Origin of the sequence: Microvirga sp. CF3062 (assembly GCF_036314045.1) — a bacterium.
Lineage (GTDB): Bacteria > Pseudomonadota > Alphaproteobacteria > Rhizobiales > Beijerinckiaceae > Microvirga.
In genome coordinates this window covers 367,344-382,707 of sequence record NZ_JAYGGN010000001.1, presented here as the reverse complement: position 1 = coordinate 382,707, position 15,364 = coordinate 367,344, and the positions used below count along the sequence as shown (strand labels likewise).

The 15,364-nt window shown below is 62.9% G+C and carries 12 protein-coding genes; 4 read left to right on the top strand and 8 right to left on the bottom strand.

The features are described 5' to 3' along the window. Positions 1 to 182 precede the first annotated feature (182 nt). The 3 genes from VB618_RS01825 (at position 183) to VB618_RS01815 (ending at position 3,575) form a co-directional block, all read left to right on the top strand. Positions 183 to 1,220, top strand: a complete 1,038-nt coding sequence (locus VB618_RS01825; RefSeq protein ID WP_329794783.1) for an amino acid ABC transporter substrate-binding protein — start codon at positions 183 to 185, stop codon at positions 1,218 to 1,220. A 66-nt stretch (positions 1,221 to 1,286) separates the two neighbouring features. Continuing rightward, positions 1,287 to 2,459: an amino acid ABC transporter permease gene (locus VB618_RS01820; protein ID WP_329794782.1), complete on the top strand. Its 1,173-nt coding sequence runs from the start codon at positions 1,287 to 1,289 to the stop codon at positions 2,457 to 2,459. A 3-nt stretch (positions 2,460 to 2,462) separates the two neighbouring features. Next, positions 2,463 to 3,575, top strand: a complete 1,113-nt coding sequence (locus tag VB618_RS01815; protein ID WP_329794781.1) for an amino acid ABC transporter permease — start codon at positions 2,463 to 2,465, stop codon at positions 3,573 to 3,575. A gap of 16 nt (positions 3,576 to 3,591) precedes the next feature. Here the strand turns inward: VB618_RS01815 and VB618_RS01810 are convergent, their stop codons facing one another. The 3 genes from VB618_RS01810 to VB618_RS01800 form a co-directional block, all read right to left on the bottom strand. Next, positions 3,592 to 4,887: an NAD(P)/FAD-dependent oxidoreductase gene (locus VB618_RS01810; protein ID WP_329794780.1), complete on the bottom strand. Its 1,296-nt coding sequence runs from the start codon at positions 4,885 to 4,887 to the stop codon at positions 3,592 to 3,594. 130 nt (positions 4,888 to 5,017) lie between these two features. Beyond that, the gene (locus VB618_RS01805) at positions 5,018 to 8,053 is read right to left on the bottom strand and encodes an aminotransferase class III-fold pyridoxal phosphate-dependent enzyme (protein WP_329794779.1); all 3,036 of its coding nucleotides are present in this window, start codon (positions 8,051 to 8,053) and stop codon (positions 5,018 to 5,020) included. 113 nt (positions 8,054 to 8,166) lie between these two features. Beyond that, positions 8,167 to 8,595: an Lrp/AsnC family transcriptional regulator gene (locus tag VB618_RS01800; RefSeq protein ID WP_329794778.1), complete on the bottom strand. Its 429-nt coding sequence runs from the start codon at positions 8,593 to 8,595 to the stop codon at positions 8,167 to 8,169. 274 nt (positions 8,596 to 8,869) lie between these two features. On the opposite strand from VB618_RS01800, the gene VB618_RS01795 reads away from it, so the two are divergent. After that, entirely contained in the window at positions 8,870 to 10,078 is a 1,209-nt protein-coding gene (locus tag VB618_RS01795) for a diaminopropionate ammonia-lyase (RefSeq protein WP_329794777.1), read from the top strand. Positions 10,079 to 10,248: 170 nt separating this feature from the next. On the opposite strand, the gene ybaK is transcribed toward VB618_RS01795, so the two are convergent. From ybaK to xdhB, 5 genes are all read right to left on the bottom strand, one after another. Further along, positions 10,249 to 10,719, bottom strand: a complete 471-nt coding sequence (gene ybaK, locus VB618_RS01790) for a Cys-tRNA(Pro) deacylase (RefSeq protein WP_329794776.1) — start codon at positions 10,717 to 10,719, stop codon at positions 10,249 to 10,251. Between the two features lie 31 nt (positions 10,720 to 10,750). Next, positions 10,751 to 11,371, bottom strand: coding sequence for an urease accessory protein UreE (locus VB618_RS01785; RefSeq protein WP_329794775.1), 621 nt, complete (start codon positions 11,369 to 11,371; stop codon positions 10,751 to 10,753). 73 nt (positions 11,372 to 11,444) lie between these two features. Beyond that, positions 11,445 to 11,930 carry a nucleoside deaminase gene (locus VB618_RS01780; protein ID WP_329794774.1) on the bottom strand — a complete coding sequence of 162 codons (486 nt, stop codon included), beginning with the start codon at positions 11,928 to 11,930 and terminating at the stop codon, positions 11,445 to 11,447. A gap of 5 nt (positions 11,931 to 11,935) precedes the next feature. Beyond that, positions 11,936 to 12,901, bottom strand: a complete 966-nt coding sequence (gene xdhC / locus VB618_RS01775; RefSeq protein WP_329794773.1) for a xanthine dehydrogenase accessory protein XdhC — start codon at positions 12,899 to 12,901, stop codon at positions 11,936 to 11,938. Further along, a complete protein-coding gene (xdhB, locus tag VB618_RS01770; RefSeq protein WP_329794772.1) occupies positions 12,898 to 15,363 on the bottom strand; it encodes a xanthine dehydrogenase molybdopterin binding subunit in 2,466 nt (821 codons plus the stop codon). Before xdhB ends, xdhC begins: the two co-directional genes overlap by 4 nt. Between the last annotated feature and the right edge of the window lies 1 nt (position 15,364).

The window sequence follows — 15,364 nt, the reverse complement described above, 5'->3', positions numbered from 1 at the left end:
CGCAGAAGTTGGAGCTGCAGCCATTGCTGCAGCTCAGGGCGGGGCACTTTGCATACCTTTTAATTGGCCTTCAAGTTCTCAGATGCTTCCCTTTGGGAAAATCTGCCCTTGAAACGCAAGTTGTTTCAGGTCTAGCTTTGCGTGGTAGCGGCCGCATAAGGCGCACGGAAAGAGGGAATACAATGACACAATCCAGATCTTTGACCAGCTGGCTTGCGATGGGCCTCATCGCAGGTGTCGCGGCTGTCTCAGCTGCGCCGGCCTCTGCTCAAGCGACACTTGATACCGTCAAGAAGCGCGGCAAGATTCTTTGCGGAGTCTCCCCAGTCTCTCCTGGCTTCTCCTATGCCGACGACAAGGGCGCTCGGCGCGGCTTCGATGTCGATGTCTGCCGTGCCATGTCGGCAGCGATCTTCGCTGATCCCGACAAGGTCGAATTTATTCCGCTTAACACCAACGTTCGCTTCCAGGCGGTTCAGTCCGGTGAGGTGGATGTCCTGTCCCGCCAGAATACCTGGAGCTTCTCGCGCGACGCATCTCTCGGCCTCGATTTCGGGCCCGTGGTGTTCTACGATGGTCAAGGCCTCATGGTTTCGACCAAGCTCAACGTGAAGAGCGCCAGCGAGCTCGCCGACGCCGCAATCTGCCTCCTGCCCGGTACGACGACGCTCCAGAATCTCGAGGATTTCTTCCGGCCCAAGAACATCAAATACGAATCCGTGGTGTTCGAGAACTCTGACGAGTGGCGCAATGCCTTCTTCAACGGGCGCTGCGATGCCATCACGTCGGACCGCTCGGACCTGGCGTCCGTACGCGCCATCGCCAATGATCCCTCGCAGTATGTAGTCTTGCCCGAGACCATCTCGAAAGAGCCGCTTGCTCCGACGGTTCGCCAGAATGATCCCAACTGGCGCGATATCCTGAGCTGGACGGTCTATACTCTCGTTGCCGCTGAAGAGAAGGGCATCACCCAGGCCAATGTTGACGAGCAGCTCAAGAGCCAGGATCCCGAAATCCAGCGCATGCTCGGCGTGAATGGTGATCTGGGCAAGATGCTCGGCCTCGACAACAAGTGGGGCTACAACGTCATCAAGTCCCTTGGAAATTATGCGGAACTCTTCGACCGCAATCTCGGTCCCGAGACGCGTCTCGGCCTGTCACGCGGCCCGAATGAGCTATGGAACAAGGGCGGTCTGCTCTACTCGCCGCCGTTCCGGTAGCCTGAGATCAGCGGGCGGCCCTCCGGCCGCCCGTTTCGCACTCGGCGTTCTCCGGAAAGGATCATCATGCGCGTGGATTCGATGAGCGGAACGAGGCTCCTCTACAATCTCCGCTTCCGGGCGATCCTCTATCAGGTCCTCGCCGTTGGGAGCATTGTCCTTCTTGGGCTTTATCTTTTCTCGAATGTCTCGCAAAAGCTTGCAGAGCAGAACATCGCCACGGGTTTTGGCTATTTGGGCCGTGAAGCGGGTTTTGTGATCAGCCAGACGCTGATTGACTATAAACCCACTGATACCTACGGCCGAGCCATCCTGGCCGGCATCGTCAATACCATATGGGTTTCTGCTTGGAGCGTTGCGCTCGCGACCATTCTGGGGCTGGTCGTCGGCATCGCGCGCCTGTCGCGCAATCCCCTGCTCGCGCTTCTTGCCTTTCTCTATGTAGAGGCGCTGCGCAATGTGCCCCTTCTGCTCTACCTCTTCCTCTGGTACGCCCTGATCGTCACCAGTCTTCCGGCTGTGCGGGAGGCATGGGAGATCCTTCCTCATGTGTTCGTTAGCAACAGCGGTCTAACCGTTCCGTCGCTTGTCTGGACCAGTGCTCATACGATCATCTTCATCGCATTGGTTGTCGGAGCAGTTCTGGCGGTTGCCATTCGCCGCCGCAGGACCGCAGAGCGCATCAGAACCGGCAAGGAGCGGACCACCTGGCCATTGATTGCTCTTGCCCTCCTGATCCCGCCGATACTCGCGATCCTGCTCCTGCAGCCTGATTTCACAGTCAGCCTTCCCGAGAAGGGACGCTTTCGCCTGACCGGCGGCTCGCAGCTCACGCCGGAATTCACCGCTCTCCTCGTCGGTCTCGCCCTCTCCGCCTCGGCCGGCATCGCCGAGATCGTGCGAAGCGGCATCCTGTCGGTGCGCAAGGGGCAATGGGAAGCGGCGCGTGCACTGGGACTGAAAGACGGACTGACCATGCGTCTCGTGGTCCTTCCCCAGGCCCTGAGGGTGATCATCCCTCCGCTCACCAGCAGTTACCTGAGTCTCTTCAAGAACTCGTCTCTCGCCATCGCGATCGGATATCCGGATCTCGTGATGGTCTCGAACACGACCATGAACCAGACCGGTCAGGCCATCGAAGGCATCGCGATCTTCATGCTGGTCTATCTTGGCCTGTCCATCGCGATTTCGCTGTTCATGAACTGGTACAACAGCCGCGTCGCGCTGAAGGAGCGCTAGGCTATGACGACTGCAACCGACATTGCCGAAGCGCAATTGAAAATGCCGGTTCTGCGTGAACCGGGTGTGGAACGCCGTCTGTTTCACCGTACGCTCAAGCCCCTCATCGGAACCCCTGTCAATGCGGTGATCACGGCAATCTGCCTGTGGATCATGTGGCTCGCTGCCAAGGGCGCTTACGGCTGGCTTGTGACCCGGGCCGTCACCGAGGGGGGAGCTCAGGCCTGCAGGCTGGGGCAAGGTGCCTGCTGGCCATACTACGAAGCCAAGCTTCGTTTCATGATCTTCGGCGTCTACCCTTACGATGAGCATTGGCGCGTCCTGCTCGCGATGAGCCTGTTCCTGGGCGCGATGGTCATCACGATGATCCCGCGCTTCTGGACAAGGAAGCTCCTCGTTCTTTGGGGTGTCACCATCGTGGCGACGGCGGTCCTGCTCTGGGGCGGCGTCTTCGGTCTCACCTATGTTCCAACGACGCAATGGAGCGGCCTCCCCCTCTCGTTCCTGCTCACCGCAGTCGGGCTTGCGCTCGGTTTTCCTTTGGGCGTGGTGCTGGCCCTGGCGCGCTCCTCGAAGCTCCCGGCTATCCGTGTGATCGCCATCGTTTTCATCGAGGTCATCCGGGGCGTTCCCCTCATCAGCATCTTGTTCATGGCTTCCGTCATGCTTCCGCTCTTCATGCCGAGCGGTATCACAGTGGACAAGCTGCTGCGGGCCCAGATCGCGATCATCATATTCGCAGCGGCCTATATCGCAGAGGCAGTTCGCGGGGGCCTGCAGGCGATTCCGCGAGGGCAGCACGAGGCTGCCAATGCCATGGGCCTGCACTACTGGCAGGCTATGCGTCTCGTGGTTCTGCCCCAAGCATTGAAGATCGCGATTCCGCCGCTGGTGAACATCTCCATCGGGTTCTTCCAGGATACAACCCTCGTCACGATCATCGGCCTGCTGGATTTTCTCTCCACCGTTCGTACGGCGATGACGGATCCGAACTGGGTAGGGATTGCCATGCTGGAAGGCTACGTCTTCGCGGCTGCCGTCTTCCTGGTGTTCTCTTACGGGATGGGCGCCTACAGCCGGTTCCTGGAACGCCGCATGCGCCTCGGATACGATTAGGGCATCTGCAGGAACGTCAGGCGACCCGCGTCGCCTGACGTTCCTTGGCAAGATCCATGGCTTGATAGGTCCAGTAGGTGAGCTGCGCCGCAGCTACTCCGAACGGACCTCCGTTCCATACAAGTCCGAAAGGTTCATAGAGCCGGTAGCGGTCGCTCTGCCCGAGGATCCCCTCTGCGATGACCCGCCCTCCGATCGCGGTCGTGTTCAAGCCGCGCCCGCCAAACCCTAACACGTACCAGACCCCGGGCTGGAATTGCCCAATGAGAGGCATCAGGTGACGGGCATAGGCCATGAGGCCCGACCAGGCCGTCTCCACACGCACGCCCTCGAGCTGTGGGTACGTGGAAACCATCGTCTTCCGCATCAGCTCCGCGAGGCGACGAGGCTCGGTCGTGCGCGTCGTGATCCGACCACCCCAGAGAAGGCGCCGCCCGTCGTCGACGAGGCGGTAGTAGTCCCCCGCACGCCGATTGTCGCTGATCGCCATCGGCGTGCGCACCGCCTCTGCGAGCTTTTCCGGCGCCGTTTCCGTCATGAGAACGTAGGTCGCAATCGGCAGGATGCTGCGGCGCAGGCGAGGGATCAGATCATCCGTATACCCTCCCCCGGCTAGGACTACGTCACGCGCTCGCACTTCACCTCGCGATGTCCTGACGGTTTTCTCCGCCCGATCAAGATCGCATCCTGTGACGCGAGATTGTTCGAAGATCCGCCCGCCCAGAGCCTCGATGGCCTTTGCCAGAGATCGGGCATAGTTGAGAGGGTGGAAGTGAAAACTCGCCGGATCGTAAAGCGCCTGGTAGTACTTCGGCGACTGGAGGACGGCGCGCACGGCATCAGTCGGCATCACTTCGAGGTGATAGCCGAACTCCTTCTGCATCATCTCGCAATGCCGCTCGAGGCTATCCGGATCATGATACCGGAGTACGCTCATCTTGCCGTAGACCCGCTTGTTGTCGCCTATGGCAAGGCTGTCGATGTTCTCTTCGACGATCCGCGCACCTTCGATCGAAAGACGATGCAAGGCCTGCGCCTTCTCAGATCCGACCATGCGGGTGATATCGGCATGACCTGTCGCATATCCTGGCCCGACGAAGCCCCCGTTTCGTCCGGACGCTCCCCAGCCGACCCTTTCAGCCTCCAAAATCACTACCGAACGCCCTGATCGTGCGAGATCGAGGGCTGCCGTAAGACCCGCAAGCCCGCCACCCACGATAACGACATCGGCCGCAACTGACTCCTCAAGGGAGGGGCGTTGCGACGCGTCCGTCAGCGTGCGGGCGTAGTAGGTATCTCCGTAGCCGGTCATGGAAAGCCCCCGATCCTCATCTCATCAAACCCTATCGGGATAACCAGCAGCCTCAAAGCCTTCTCGGACGCCCTGAGCACATGATCCAACACCATTCTGCAGGCTGCAGTGCGCGCGGTGGCTTTCGGGATCACTGGAGAACATCGGCCATCGACTGATCGAGAACCTGGAGAAGCAGGTCCGCATGCTCACGTCCGAAGATCATCGGTGGGCGCAACTTGATGACGTTGTCATAGGGACCGTCCGTCCCCATGAGAACGCCGAGTTCCTTGGCCCGGTTGGAGATCTGAGAGGCAAGATCACCCGCGTGCTCCTTGGTTGAACGGTCTTTCACCATTTCGATTCCAAGAAACAGGCCTCGACCGCGAACATCACCGATTGCAGAGTACTTGTGCCGGAGACGCTCCATCCCATCAAGAAGATAGCGCCCCTGCTCGGTAGCATTGGCGAGCAGGTTCTCCTGTTCGAGAGTCTCAAGAACCGCAAGTCCCGCTGCGCACGATACGGGATTTCCCCCAAACGTGTTGAAATATTCCATGCCGTTCGCGAAGGCTTCGGCGATCTCCCGGCGGACCGCCACGACGGCGAGCGGATGGCCGTTGCCGATGGGCTTGCCCATGGTGACGATATCAGGGACGACCCCATGCTCCTCGAAAGCCCACATGGACGTTCCGACACGCCCGAACCCGACCTGCACTTCATCCGCGATTACGACTCCTCCTGCGGCGCGAATACTCGCATAGACGCTCTTCAGATATCCAGGAGGAAGGAAGATTTGGCCAGCCACGCTCGGGATCGTTTCAGCAATGAAGGCCGCGGGAGCACGGCCCGACGAAGCGAGGCCGGCAATGAGTCTTCCCGCCTCCTCGGCATAATAGCGACCGATCTCCTCCGGCGTTCCTTGGATAGGTGCTCGATAGAGCTCAGGGATTGGGAGTTCATGAGTGAAGGCTGGTCGCCCATGCCCTCCCTTTCGCTTGTACTTGTAGGGGCTGATATCGATCAGAGCCTGCGTGTGGCCATGGTAAGCCCAGTCGAGCACCAGCATGTCGTTGCGACCGGTGAAGGCTCGCGCCATGCGTAAGGCCAGGTCGTTGGCTTCGCTGCCCGTGCAGACAACGAAGAACGTGTCCAGGTCCTTCGGAAGCGACCGGGCCAGCCGCTCCGTATAGTCAATGATCGTATCGTGAAGATAGCGTGTATTGGTGTTGAGAAGCGCAGCCTGTCGGGCAATCGCCTGCACGACGTTGGGATGACAATGGCCGATATGCGCGACATTGTTATAGCAGTCCAGATAAGCGCGTCCCGACTCGTCGATGAGCCAGACGCCCTCGCCGCGCACCATCTTGAGCGGTGTACGGTAGGACATGCTGACATTGCGGCCCAGACGTTCACGCCGCTTCTCAATCAACTCCTCCTTTGTGCGGCCGCTTCGCTCGAAGGCTTCGGGTGTCAGGCCGGCGAAATCATAAGGGCGTGGATAGAGATCCTCCCAGACCGCGACGAAGGCCTCTTCACCGACACCAGGAATGATGCCGACATCCTCGTATGGCACCGTGCTCAATTGCAGATGGACGTGTGGCGCCCAGCCGCCGTTTTCCGCATAATCCCCGAGCCGAGCCACGAAGGCGCCGGCTTCCAGGCGTTCGCCGACATGGCGATCACGGGCCGAGGCATGATCGAGGTGCCCCCAGAGCGTCCAGAAGCGTAGGCCAGGCTCCGGCTCGTGCTCGAGCAGGATAAGCCCGCCATAATCCTGCGGTTCCGGATTGATCGTGGCTGCGACCACTGTCGCGGCCAGAGGCGTGAACATCTCCGTTCCAGCCGGCGCGAAGATATCGAGCCCGAGATGCACGTTGCGGCGCGTGCCTTCCGCCAGAACCGACTCGAAGAAGGGTGCAGTATAGATGATGCGCCGCTCCCCCCAGGGACCGAGGCCGAGGGTGAACCCGTGCTTGCGCACGAGGTCGGCATAGGCTCGGTCGGCACCGGCATTGTCCTGAGCGGCGCTTGCGACCGCCAGCGGCTCATCGTGGCTGCCCAAGTTGAGAACGTGTTGCACTTGGCGCGCCGGATGCGGATTCATGAGAGGTGCAAGGCTCAGTCGATTGGCAGAGAGCCAGTCCCGGACGCGGCGGGCTCCCGGTGCGGCCTCGAGCCCGCACGCCTGACGCAGGATGCCGGTCGCGATGCGATGATCGATGTCAGAGAGTTTTTGCAGAAGATCCCAAGCGGGTTTCTCGCTCACGAAGAGGTAGGGATCCTCGGCTGCGCCCATGCGACGGGCGGCCGACATGGTCACGCTGATGGCAAGCCGCGCCATGATCAGATCCAGGATCACGGCGAATTCCCCATCCTGAAGCGGATACTCGGCATGGTAGCCGGAGACGATCCGGGCAGCCGTCTCGATGGGGCTTGCCTCGTTCAGCATGGCATAGGTACAGGCCACGGCCAATTCGGCGACCAGGGGCGAGTGCACAGCATCGCCGAAATCGATGAGACCGTTCACTCGCCCCTCAGCGACGAGAACGTTCCAGTCGTTGGCGTCGTTGTGAATGACGCCGCATCGAAGGTGCTTCAGAACCGGCGTAACGCGGGTATCGTAGATATCGAGAGCTCTTTCTACGAGGCGGCGCTGCTCCGGATCGGTAACGGCATGGAAGCGTGCCCGCGACAACGGCGTCGCACGGATCTCCCAATCGAAAGAACGGTGCGCGCCCGGATGACCGAAGCTGGCGAGCCCTCGATCGAGTCGCCCGAGCAGGCGCCCTATGCCGTATAGGATCTCCGTTGTTTTCGTTTCCTCGGCGAGCGGGTGCCCCGGCAGGTAGGTGACAAGACGCACGGCGTGACGCCCTTCCGGGCCATCGATCAGGGCATAATCCTGCCCGCCTGTCGTGCTCACAATGCGCGGCACCGCCAAATCCGGATCGCAGGTCTCGAGGTGCCGCAGGAGAGCGGCCTGAAACTCGATGGCGGAGAGAGGCTCCGCTGCGTTCATGATCTTGAACGTCAGCCCCCGCCCGTCTGCCGTCTGGACACGGAAATTCTGGTCGCGCTCGCTCGGCAGCGAGGTCAGCTCGCCCCCAATGTCGAAATGTGCCTGCAGAAGCTCGTGCGCTTCGGCGCTCGAAAAATCAGGGCGAGGGTCGTTGATGATGGTCACGGCAGCTTTCCAAGTTGGGTTTCCTGAACTCTGGCATCCGCGGAGTGGCGGCGGCATCAGTCCATTTGGCGGCCAGGCCGCCGTTTGGGCGGCTCGGGTATTTGCGCCGACCCTCAGGCAGGCTTTTCGTCCTTGAGAACGATCGCCGTCGTCACGTCGGCAACGTCAGGCATGAGGGCGATCTCGTCGCGGGCCGCATTGAGCCCCGACATGACAGCAGCCTCGATCTCGACGACCAGATCCAAGTCGCCGCTGACGGACACGCATCGGCGAACGGATGGAAGGGCCGCGATGCGGGACACGGTCTCGCGCGCCGGCGTTCGTCCAAGCCGGATCATGAGAAGGGCCCGGACCGCCTCCCCTCCCCGATGGTTCGGCTGCACATCCGCCTTATACCCGAGGATGATCCCCTCCGCCTCCATACGGGCAATCCGCTCGCGAACGGAGCTGCGGGCCAGTCCCACCTTGCCGGCTACAGTTTTTAAGGGGAGACGGGCATTCTGCTGAAGAAGACGCAGGATCTGGAGGTTCTTTTCGTCCATGTAGTGGCAAGCCTAGAACTGTTACGGGCGAAAGATGTTGGTTGGTCCAGGGGTTAAGGTTGAACAGCCCATCGGGCGTACCCTACCACAGGCGCAGAGAACTGACGAAACAGGCTTGCAGCGGCTGAGAATACCGGGTCTTTGAATCGGGGGCGGGGACTTAGACACCAGGGTCCCACCTGCACGAAAAATCTAGCATCCTGCGAGTCTAATAGAGCGCTTGTCCCACATCTGGTGCAATATCCTCTCGCCGTTTCAGCCTCGAAGGGCAGCGATGTTTCTTCTCAATCAGCACCTCGACTACCGCGAGCCCCTTGATCCGCTCGATGCCGAGACGTTGAGCGTGGAGGCTGCGAAGGAGGTCGAGCGGTACCTCACCTATCGCGACAACCATGCGCCGACGCCCCTGCACTCCCTCCCGACCCTTGCGGCTGAACTCGGCGTAGGTGCCATCCATGTCAAGGATGAGGGCTTCCGTCTGGGCCTCGGCAGCTTCAAGGCCCTGGGTGGTTCCTACGCGGTCATCCGGCTCGTGCTCGAGGAGGCCGGCCGCCAGCTTGGACGGCGAGTCGATATCGCCGAACTGCACACCCCTGAGGTTCGCTCCATAACGTCGGGCATGACTTTCGCCTGTGCCACGGATGGCAATCACGGGCGCTCGGTGGCTCAGGGTGCTCAGCTGGTCGGCGCCGAGGCCGCCATCTTCGTTCACGCCGGTGTCAGCGACGAGCGTGTGGCGGCCATCGCCCGCTTCGGTGCACAGATGATCCGGGTCGCGGGTACCTATGACGACTCGGTCGCTGAGGCTGCGCGCGTCGCAGCCGAGAAGGGATGGACGGTCGTGTCCGACACCTCCTGGCCAGGCTACGAACACATTCCCGGGCTGGTCATGCAAGGCTACACCGCGATGGTACGCGAGGCCCTGCGCCAGCTTCCCGCTCCCCCGACCCATGTGTTCGTGCAGGCAGGTGTCGGCGGCGTCGCGGCTGCCGTGGCGGGGCATCTCGCCCTTGTGCTTGAGGACCAACGGCCGACCCATGTCGTGGTCGAGCCGGCACGCGCAGCCTGTCTCTTAGAGACCGCGCGAGCGGGGTATCCGGTAAAGATCGAACACGGAGAGCCGACTGTCATGGCGATGCTCGAATGCTACGAGCCGTCACTAATCGCCTGGCGGATGCTGTCACGGGTGGCTGACGCCTTCATGACTGTCGATGAGGAGGATGCGGTCGCCGTGATGAACCGCCTCGCCCGGCCTGGAGGCAACGATCCGGCCATCGTCGCAGGCGAGAGCGGCGGTGCGGGCCTCGCCGGCCTCATTCGCGCCGCGGCGAATCTGGCGATCAGGACGGCGCTCGGTCTCAACGAAGCATCCCGCGTCTTCGTCATCAACACAGAGGGGGCCACCGATCCGGGGCGTTATGCGGAACTGGTCAGAATGCGACCTGATAGAGTTGCAATCTGCCCCGAAGGGGCGAACGCGTGACCGCACTCCAACAACGTGGAGCGCCTGCTTAACCGTCTCATGGAACTCGGGCAGATTGGCCGTGATGAGGATGGAGAGATCTGCTTTCAGGCCGTGAGATAGAGCCGCCTGTTCTTAAGCGGCTCTTGGCTGCAGAGAGCATCGATCATCCGTGGATGGTTTGGATGATTTCAGACCACCCCTGCTACCTTCGCCTCCAGCACCTGAGCCGCCGCGCGCGGATCAAGCTTCACCTGCAAACCTCGCTGGCCTCCGTTGATGAAGACGCTGGCGTGCTTGAACGCCGACTGCTCCAGCACGGTCGGAACGCGCTTCTTCTGGCCGAAGGGGGTGATGCCGCCGACATGATAGCCGGTGATGCGCTCCGCATCCGCCGGCTTCATCATCTGGGCCGCCTTGCCGCCCAAGGCCGCGGCCAGCTTCTTCAGGTTAACCTCCTGGTCGGAGGGCAGGATCACGCAAGCGGGTTTGTTGTCCACCAGCACCATCAGGGTCTTGAGCACGCTTGACGCATCGGCCCCCATGGCCTCAGCGGCCTGCAGGCCGATGCGCTCCGCATTCGGATCGTAGTCGTATGAATGCACCGTGAAGGACACGCCGGCCTGCTGCAAGGCTAGTGTCGCGCGGGTGGTCTTGGACATGGTCGTGCAGGATGAAAGCTTTTAGGCCCGATCAGTGATCGTGCTTGTGCCCGTGGTGGCCGCATCCGCAGCCGGGACCGTGCTCGTGATGGGCATGATCGTGGTGATCATGCTTTTGCTCGTGCGCATGATCGTGGCCGTGGGAATGCCCGTGGTCATGGCTGTGCGCATGAGAGTGATCGTGGCCGTGCGCATGGCCATGATGCCCGTGATCATGATCGCACACATGGGTGCTGCGCTCCGGCTTGAACGGACGCTCCACCGGGGTCACGGTGCAGCCCTGTCCGCGCGCCAGTTCCGCCAGCGCCGGGTTGTTCTCGATGTAGAGGGCGTCCCCAGTCACCTCGACGAGGCCGTGATTGCTGCCGAGGTGCCAAGCGAGGCGCATGAGGCGCAGGGGGTTCTCGGCCTTGACCTCGAGCAGGGACTCGACCGCCGCTCTCACTTGGACGAGCTGCCCGTCCTCGAGCCGCAGGGCGTCGCCGTCGTTGATGGTGGTCTCCATGTCGAGGTCGAGATGGATCTCAGTCCCGCCCTCGCCTTTCAATGCACCATGGCGGCGGTTTCTCGCCGCGTGGTCGAGGGTGATGGTGTCGACGACGCGGTCGGCCTTCACGGCGGGCTTGCGGACGATGGTGGTGACGCGGGGCATGGGTTCGTCTCGGTCTGTGATCGGGTGAGGCTCAGATAGGAAGCCTGGCCGGGCGCTGCCACCCGACCGGTCATTAATAGGCGATCTTGTCCGGCTTGTCCGCCCAGGCATCGAACACCGCCTTGGCCTCCAGGCTCGGCAGGTGATCCATGGGGATGAGGCGCTCCGAGGCGGGCTTGGGGATCTCGTCATAGATCAGGCTGTCGTCGAAGCCGATCTCGGCCGCGTCCTGCCGGGTGTTGGCATAGACGATGCGCCCCACCCTGGCCCAATAGGCTGAGGCAAGGCACATGGGGCACGGCTCGCAGCTCGTATAGAGCGTGGCGCCTTCCAGCGAATGGTCACGGACGGCTTGGCAGGCAAGCCGGATCGCCGTGACCTCGGCATGGGCCGTAGGGTCCTTGGCGGAGGTGACCTGGTTCCAGCCCTCGGCCAGAACCCTGCCGTCGCGCACGACCACGGCGCCGAAGGGGCCGCCGGCCCCTTCCTCCATGTGATCGCGGGAGAGTTCTATGGCGCGCGCCAGATGGCGCTGATCGTCGAGTCGATTGGTGCTCATGGGACTTATGTATCGTTGGAGGCCGCGGGAGGCGAGAATTTTTGGGCAACACCACCGTGCTCCCGAACCTGCAGCAGTTGCGCGGTCACGGAAGCCGCGATGATTGCCGGGTCCTTGTCCTCGATTCCGGGAAGCCCGATGGGGCAGACGAGGGAGCGAATCGTCTCCTCAAGGAATCCGATTTCCCGGAACCGCTTCTCGAACCGCGCCCGCTTCGTGGCGCTGCCGATCAGGCCCACATAGGGAAAGTCACGCTTGAGGGCCACCGCCGTGATCGCCATGTCCAGCGGGTGGTCGTGCGTCATGACCAGGATGAGCGAGTGAGGGCTGGCCTCAGCGATCTCCGCCTCCGGATCCCACATGTGGACGGCCTTCGCGTTCGGCGGGAGATGGGCCGGGAAAGCACCGTCTCGGTTGTCGAGCCAGCGCACGGTAAACGGCAGGGGCGCGAGCGACAACACCAGCGCCCGGCCCACATGTCCGGCGCCGAACAGGAGAACGGGCGTGCGCACCTCGCCATGGATCTCGCGCCAGCCGGTCCAGCGGTCGTCGCCCACGGCGGACGCGAAGTCGCGCTTCACACGACCCTCCTCCATCCGGCATTCGAGCTCGAACAGCCCGCCCTCGGCCTCAGCCGTCACGAGAGGCGCGAGATCCTCCATGTCCCGACTGTCGAAGGTCTCGATCAGGATTTTCACCCGCCCGCCGCAGCATTGGCCGAGATCGGGCCCGAGCGCCTGATCGACGATCCGGGCCGGACCACGCCCTGCCGTCAGCATCTCGCGGGCGATATCGAGCATGCGGAATTCGAGCTGCCCGCCGCCGATGGTGCCGTGGAAGGCGCCGTCGGGCCGCACCACCATGCAGACGCCGACCTCGCGGGGAGCGGAGCCTTTCACGTCATGGACGGAGATGAGGGCGGCGGCTCCGTGCCGCGCCACAAAGTCGGTGAGCTGGCGCCAGACCCTCACCCCATGGGCCTCCCCCGCAATGCCTCGCAGGCGCGCAGGATCGCCTCGGGCGTCGCAGGCGCATGGAGCGGCACCGGTTGCGACGGATCGAGCGCATGGATGGCATCGGCCAGCGCGCAGAACACGCTGTTCGCCAGCATGACCGGCGGCTCGCCCACGGCCTTGGAGCGGTAGATCGTCTCCTCCCGGTTGGTGTTGGGATAGAGCGCCACGTTGAAGGCGGCGGGCACGTCGGACACGACCGGGATCTTATAGGTCGAGGGCGCGTGCGTGAGCAGGCGGCCGTCCTTGGCGAAGACCAGCTCCTCGGTGGTGAGCCAACCCATGCCCTGCACGAAGCCGCCCTCGATCTGGCCGATATCGATGGCCGGGTTCAAGGAGCGGCCGACATCGTGCAGGATGTCGGTGCGCAAGAGGCGGTTCTCGCCCGTGAGCGTGTCGATGATGACTTCGGAGCAGGCCGCCCCATAGGCGAAGTATAAGAAGGGCCGGCCCGTTCCCTTCGCACGATCCCAGGTGATCTTCGGCGTCTTGTAATGCCCGGCCTCCGAGAGCTGCACGCGAGCCGCGATGCACTTCTTCGCCATTTCGTCGAAGGATAGGCTCTCGTTGCCGATGAAGACCCGGTCGTCGCGGAATGCGATCTGCTCCTCCGGCACGCCATAGGCTTTGGATGCATGAGCGATCATGCGCTTCTTGATCGCGCCGGCCGCGATCTTCGCCGCCATGCCGTTGAGATCGGAGCCGGATGAGGCCGCCGTCGGCGAGGTGTTCGGCACCTTCGCGGTCGTGGTCGCGGTGATGCGCACGCGCTCCATGGCGATGCCGAACTCCTCCGCCACCACCTGCGCGACCTTAATGTAGAGCCCCTGCCCCATCTCGGTGCCGCCATGGTTCAGATGCACGGAGCCGTCCTGATACACGTGCACCAGCGCGCCGGCCTGGTTCATGTGCGTGAGCGTGAAGCTGATACCGAACTTCACGGGCGTGAGCGCCAGTCCGCGCTTCATGATCGGCGAGGAGGCGTTGAACGCGGCAATCTCCTCCCGGCGCGCCCGGTAGTTCGACGTCTCCTCCAGCGTGCGCACGAGATTAACGAGGGTGTCGGTCTCCTCCACCTCCATGCCATAGGGTGTGACGTTCTCACCCGGCCGGTAGAAGTTGGCGTAGCGCACGTCGAGCGGGTCGCGCCCCGTCGCCCAGGCGATCTGGTCCATCACGTGCTCGATGGCGAGCATGCCCTGCGGACCGCCGAAGCCGCGAAACGCCGTGTTGGAGACGGTGTTGGTCTTGAGCCGCTTCGAGGCGATATGCACTGCCGGCATCCAATAAGCATTGTCCGCGTGGAACATCGCCCGGTCCACCACGCCGGCGGAGAGATCCGCCGAATAGCCGCAGCGGGCCAAGAGATCGACCGCGTAGCCTTGGATGCGTCCCTCCTCGTCCACGCCCACCTTCCAGTCGCAGCGGAAGTCGTGGCGCTTGCCGGTGAGGATGAAGTCGTCGTCGCGGTCGAGGCGCAGCTTGCATGGACGTCCGGTGACGCGCGCCGCGAGCGCTGCGGTCACGGCCCATTGCGTCGCTTGGCTTTCCTTGCCGCCGAAGCCGCCGCCCATGCGGCGCGTCTCACAGGTCACATAGGCATCGGGAATGTCGAGTACGCGGGCGACCACGTGCTGCACTTCCGTGGGATGCTGGGTCGAGGAATAGACGTGGATGTCGCCGTCCTCGCCGGGGATCGCCAGGGCAACCTGACCTTCGAGATAGAAATGCTCCTGCCCGCCGACGCGGAATTGGCCTTCCAGCTTCGTTGACGCCTGCGCGATGACGGCATCCGGATAGCCTCGGCCATAGGCGTAATCCGGCAGCACGGTCTCGCCGCGCTCCAGCGCGTCCTCGACCGTGACGCTCGGCGCCTCGGATTCGATCTCCATCACGGCCTTCTTGACGGCGCGGCGCGCGGTGTCACGCGTCGTGGCGACGACGGCAAAGAGCGCCTGCCCCAGAAAACCGATTTGAGTATCGACGAAGAGCGGATCGTCACCGAAGGCGGGCGACACGTCGTTCTTGCCGGGGATGTCCGCAGCGGTCAGCACCGCCACGACGCCCGGTACGGCGCGCACGGCGGAAACATTGAGGGAGATCAGGCGACCGCGCGCCTTCGGCGACTGGCCGATGGCCACATGCAGCGTGCCCTCGGGCTCGCGGATATCGTCGATGTACTGCGCGGCGCCCTGAACGTGCTTCGGACCGGAATCGTGCGGCAGGGGCTTGCGAATGTGGCGAAGGGCTTCAACACCCTCCTCTTGAGGGGGAGGGTCGGAGCGCGTCAGCGATCCGGGGTGGGGTGGCCGCGCGACATTCTCAGATGTGGAGTTTCCCACCCCCTCCCGCGCCTGCGGCGCGACCTCCCCCCTCAAGGGGGAGGTGGAACCGTCGGCGAGTCTTGACTGCTCGTTCATC

What these genes read in the sequence shown, in the direction of transcription:
- VB618_RS01795 (WP_329794777.1), top strand. Translation starts at nt 8,870, where the DNA reads ATGTTTCTTCTCAATCAGCACCTCGACTACCGCGAGCCCCTTGATCCG.
- VB618_RS01800 (WP_329794778.1), bottom strand. Translation starts at nt 8,595, where the DNA reads ATGGACGAAAAGAACCTCCAGATCCTGCGTCTTCTTCAGCAGAATGCC.
- VB618_RS01825 (WP_329794783.1), top strand. Translation starts at nt 183, where the DNA reads ATGACACAATCCAGATCTTTGACCAGCTGGCTTGCGATGGGCCTCATC.
- VB618_RS01780 (WP_329794774.1), bottom strand. Translation starts at nt 11,930, where the DNA reads ATGAGCACCAATCGACTCGACGATCAGCGCCATCTGGCGCGCGCCATA.
- xdhB (WP_329794772.1), bottom strand. Translation starts at nt 15,363, where the DNA reads ATGAACGAGCAGTCAAGACTCGCCGACGGTTCCACCTCCCCCTTGAGG.
- VB618_RS01815 (WP_329794781.1), top strand. Translation starts at nt 2,463, where the DNA reads ATGACGACTGCAACCGACATTGCCGAAGCGCAATTGAAAATGCCGGTT.
- VB618_RS01810 (WP_329794780.1), bottom strand. Translation starts at nt 4,887, where the DNA reads ATGACCGGCTACGGAGATACCTACTACGCCCGCACGCTGACGGACGCG.
- ybaK (WP_329794776.1), bottom strand. Translation starts at nt 10,719, where the DNA reads ATGTCCAAGACCACCCGCGCGACACTAGCCTTGCAGCAGGCCGGCGTG.
- VB618_RS01820 (WP_329794782.1), top strand. Translation starts at nt 1,287, where the DNA reads ATGCGCGTGGATTCGATGAGCGGAACGAGGCTCCTCTACAATCTCCGC.
- VB618_RS01785 (WP_329794775.1), bottom strand. Translation starts at nt 11,371, where the DNA reads ATGCCCCGCGTCACCACCATCGTCCGCAAGCCCGCCGTGAAGGCCGAC.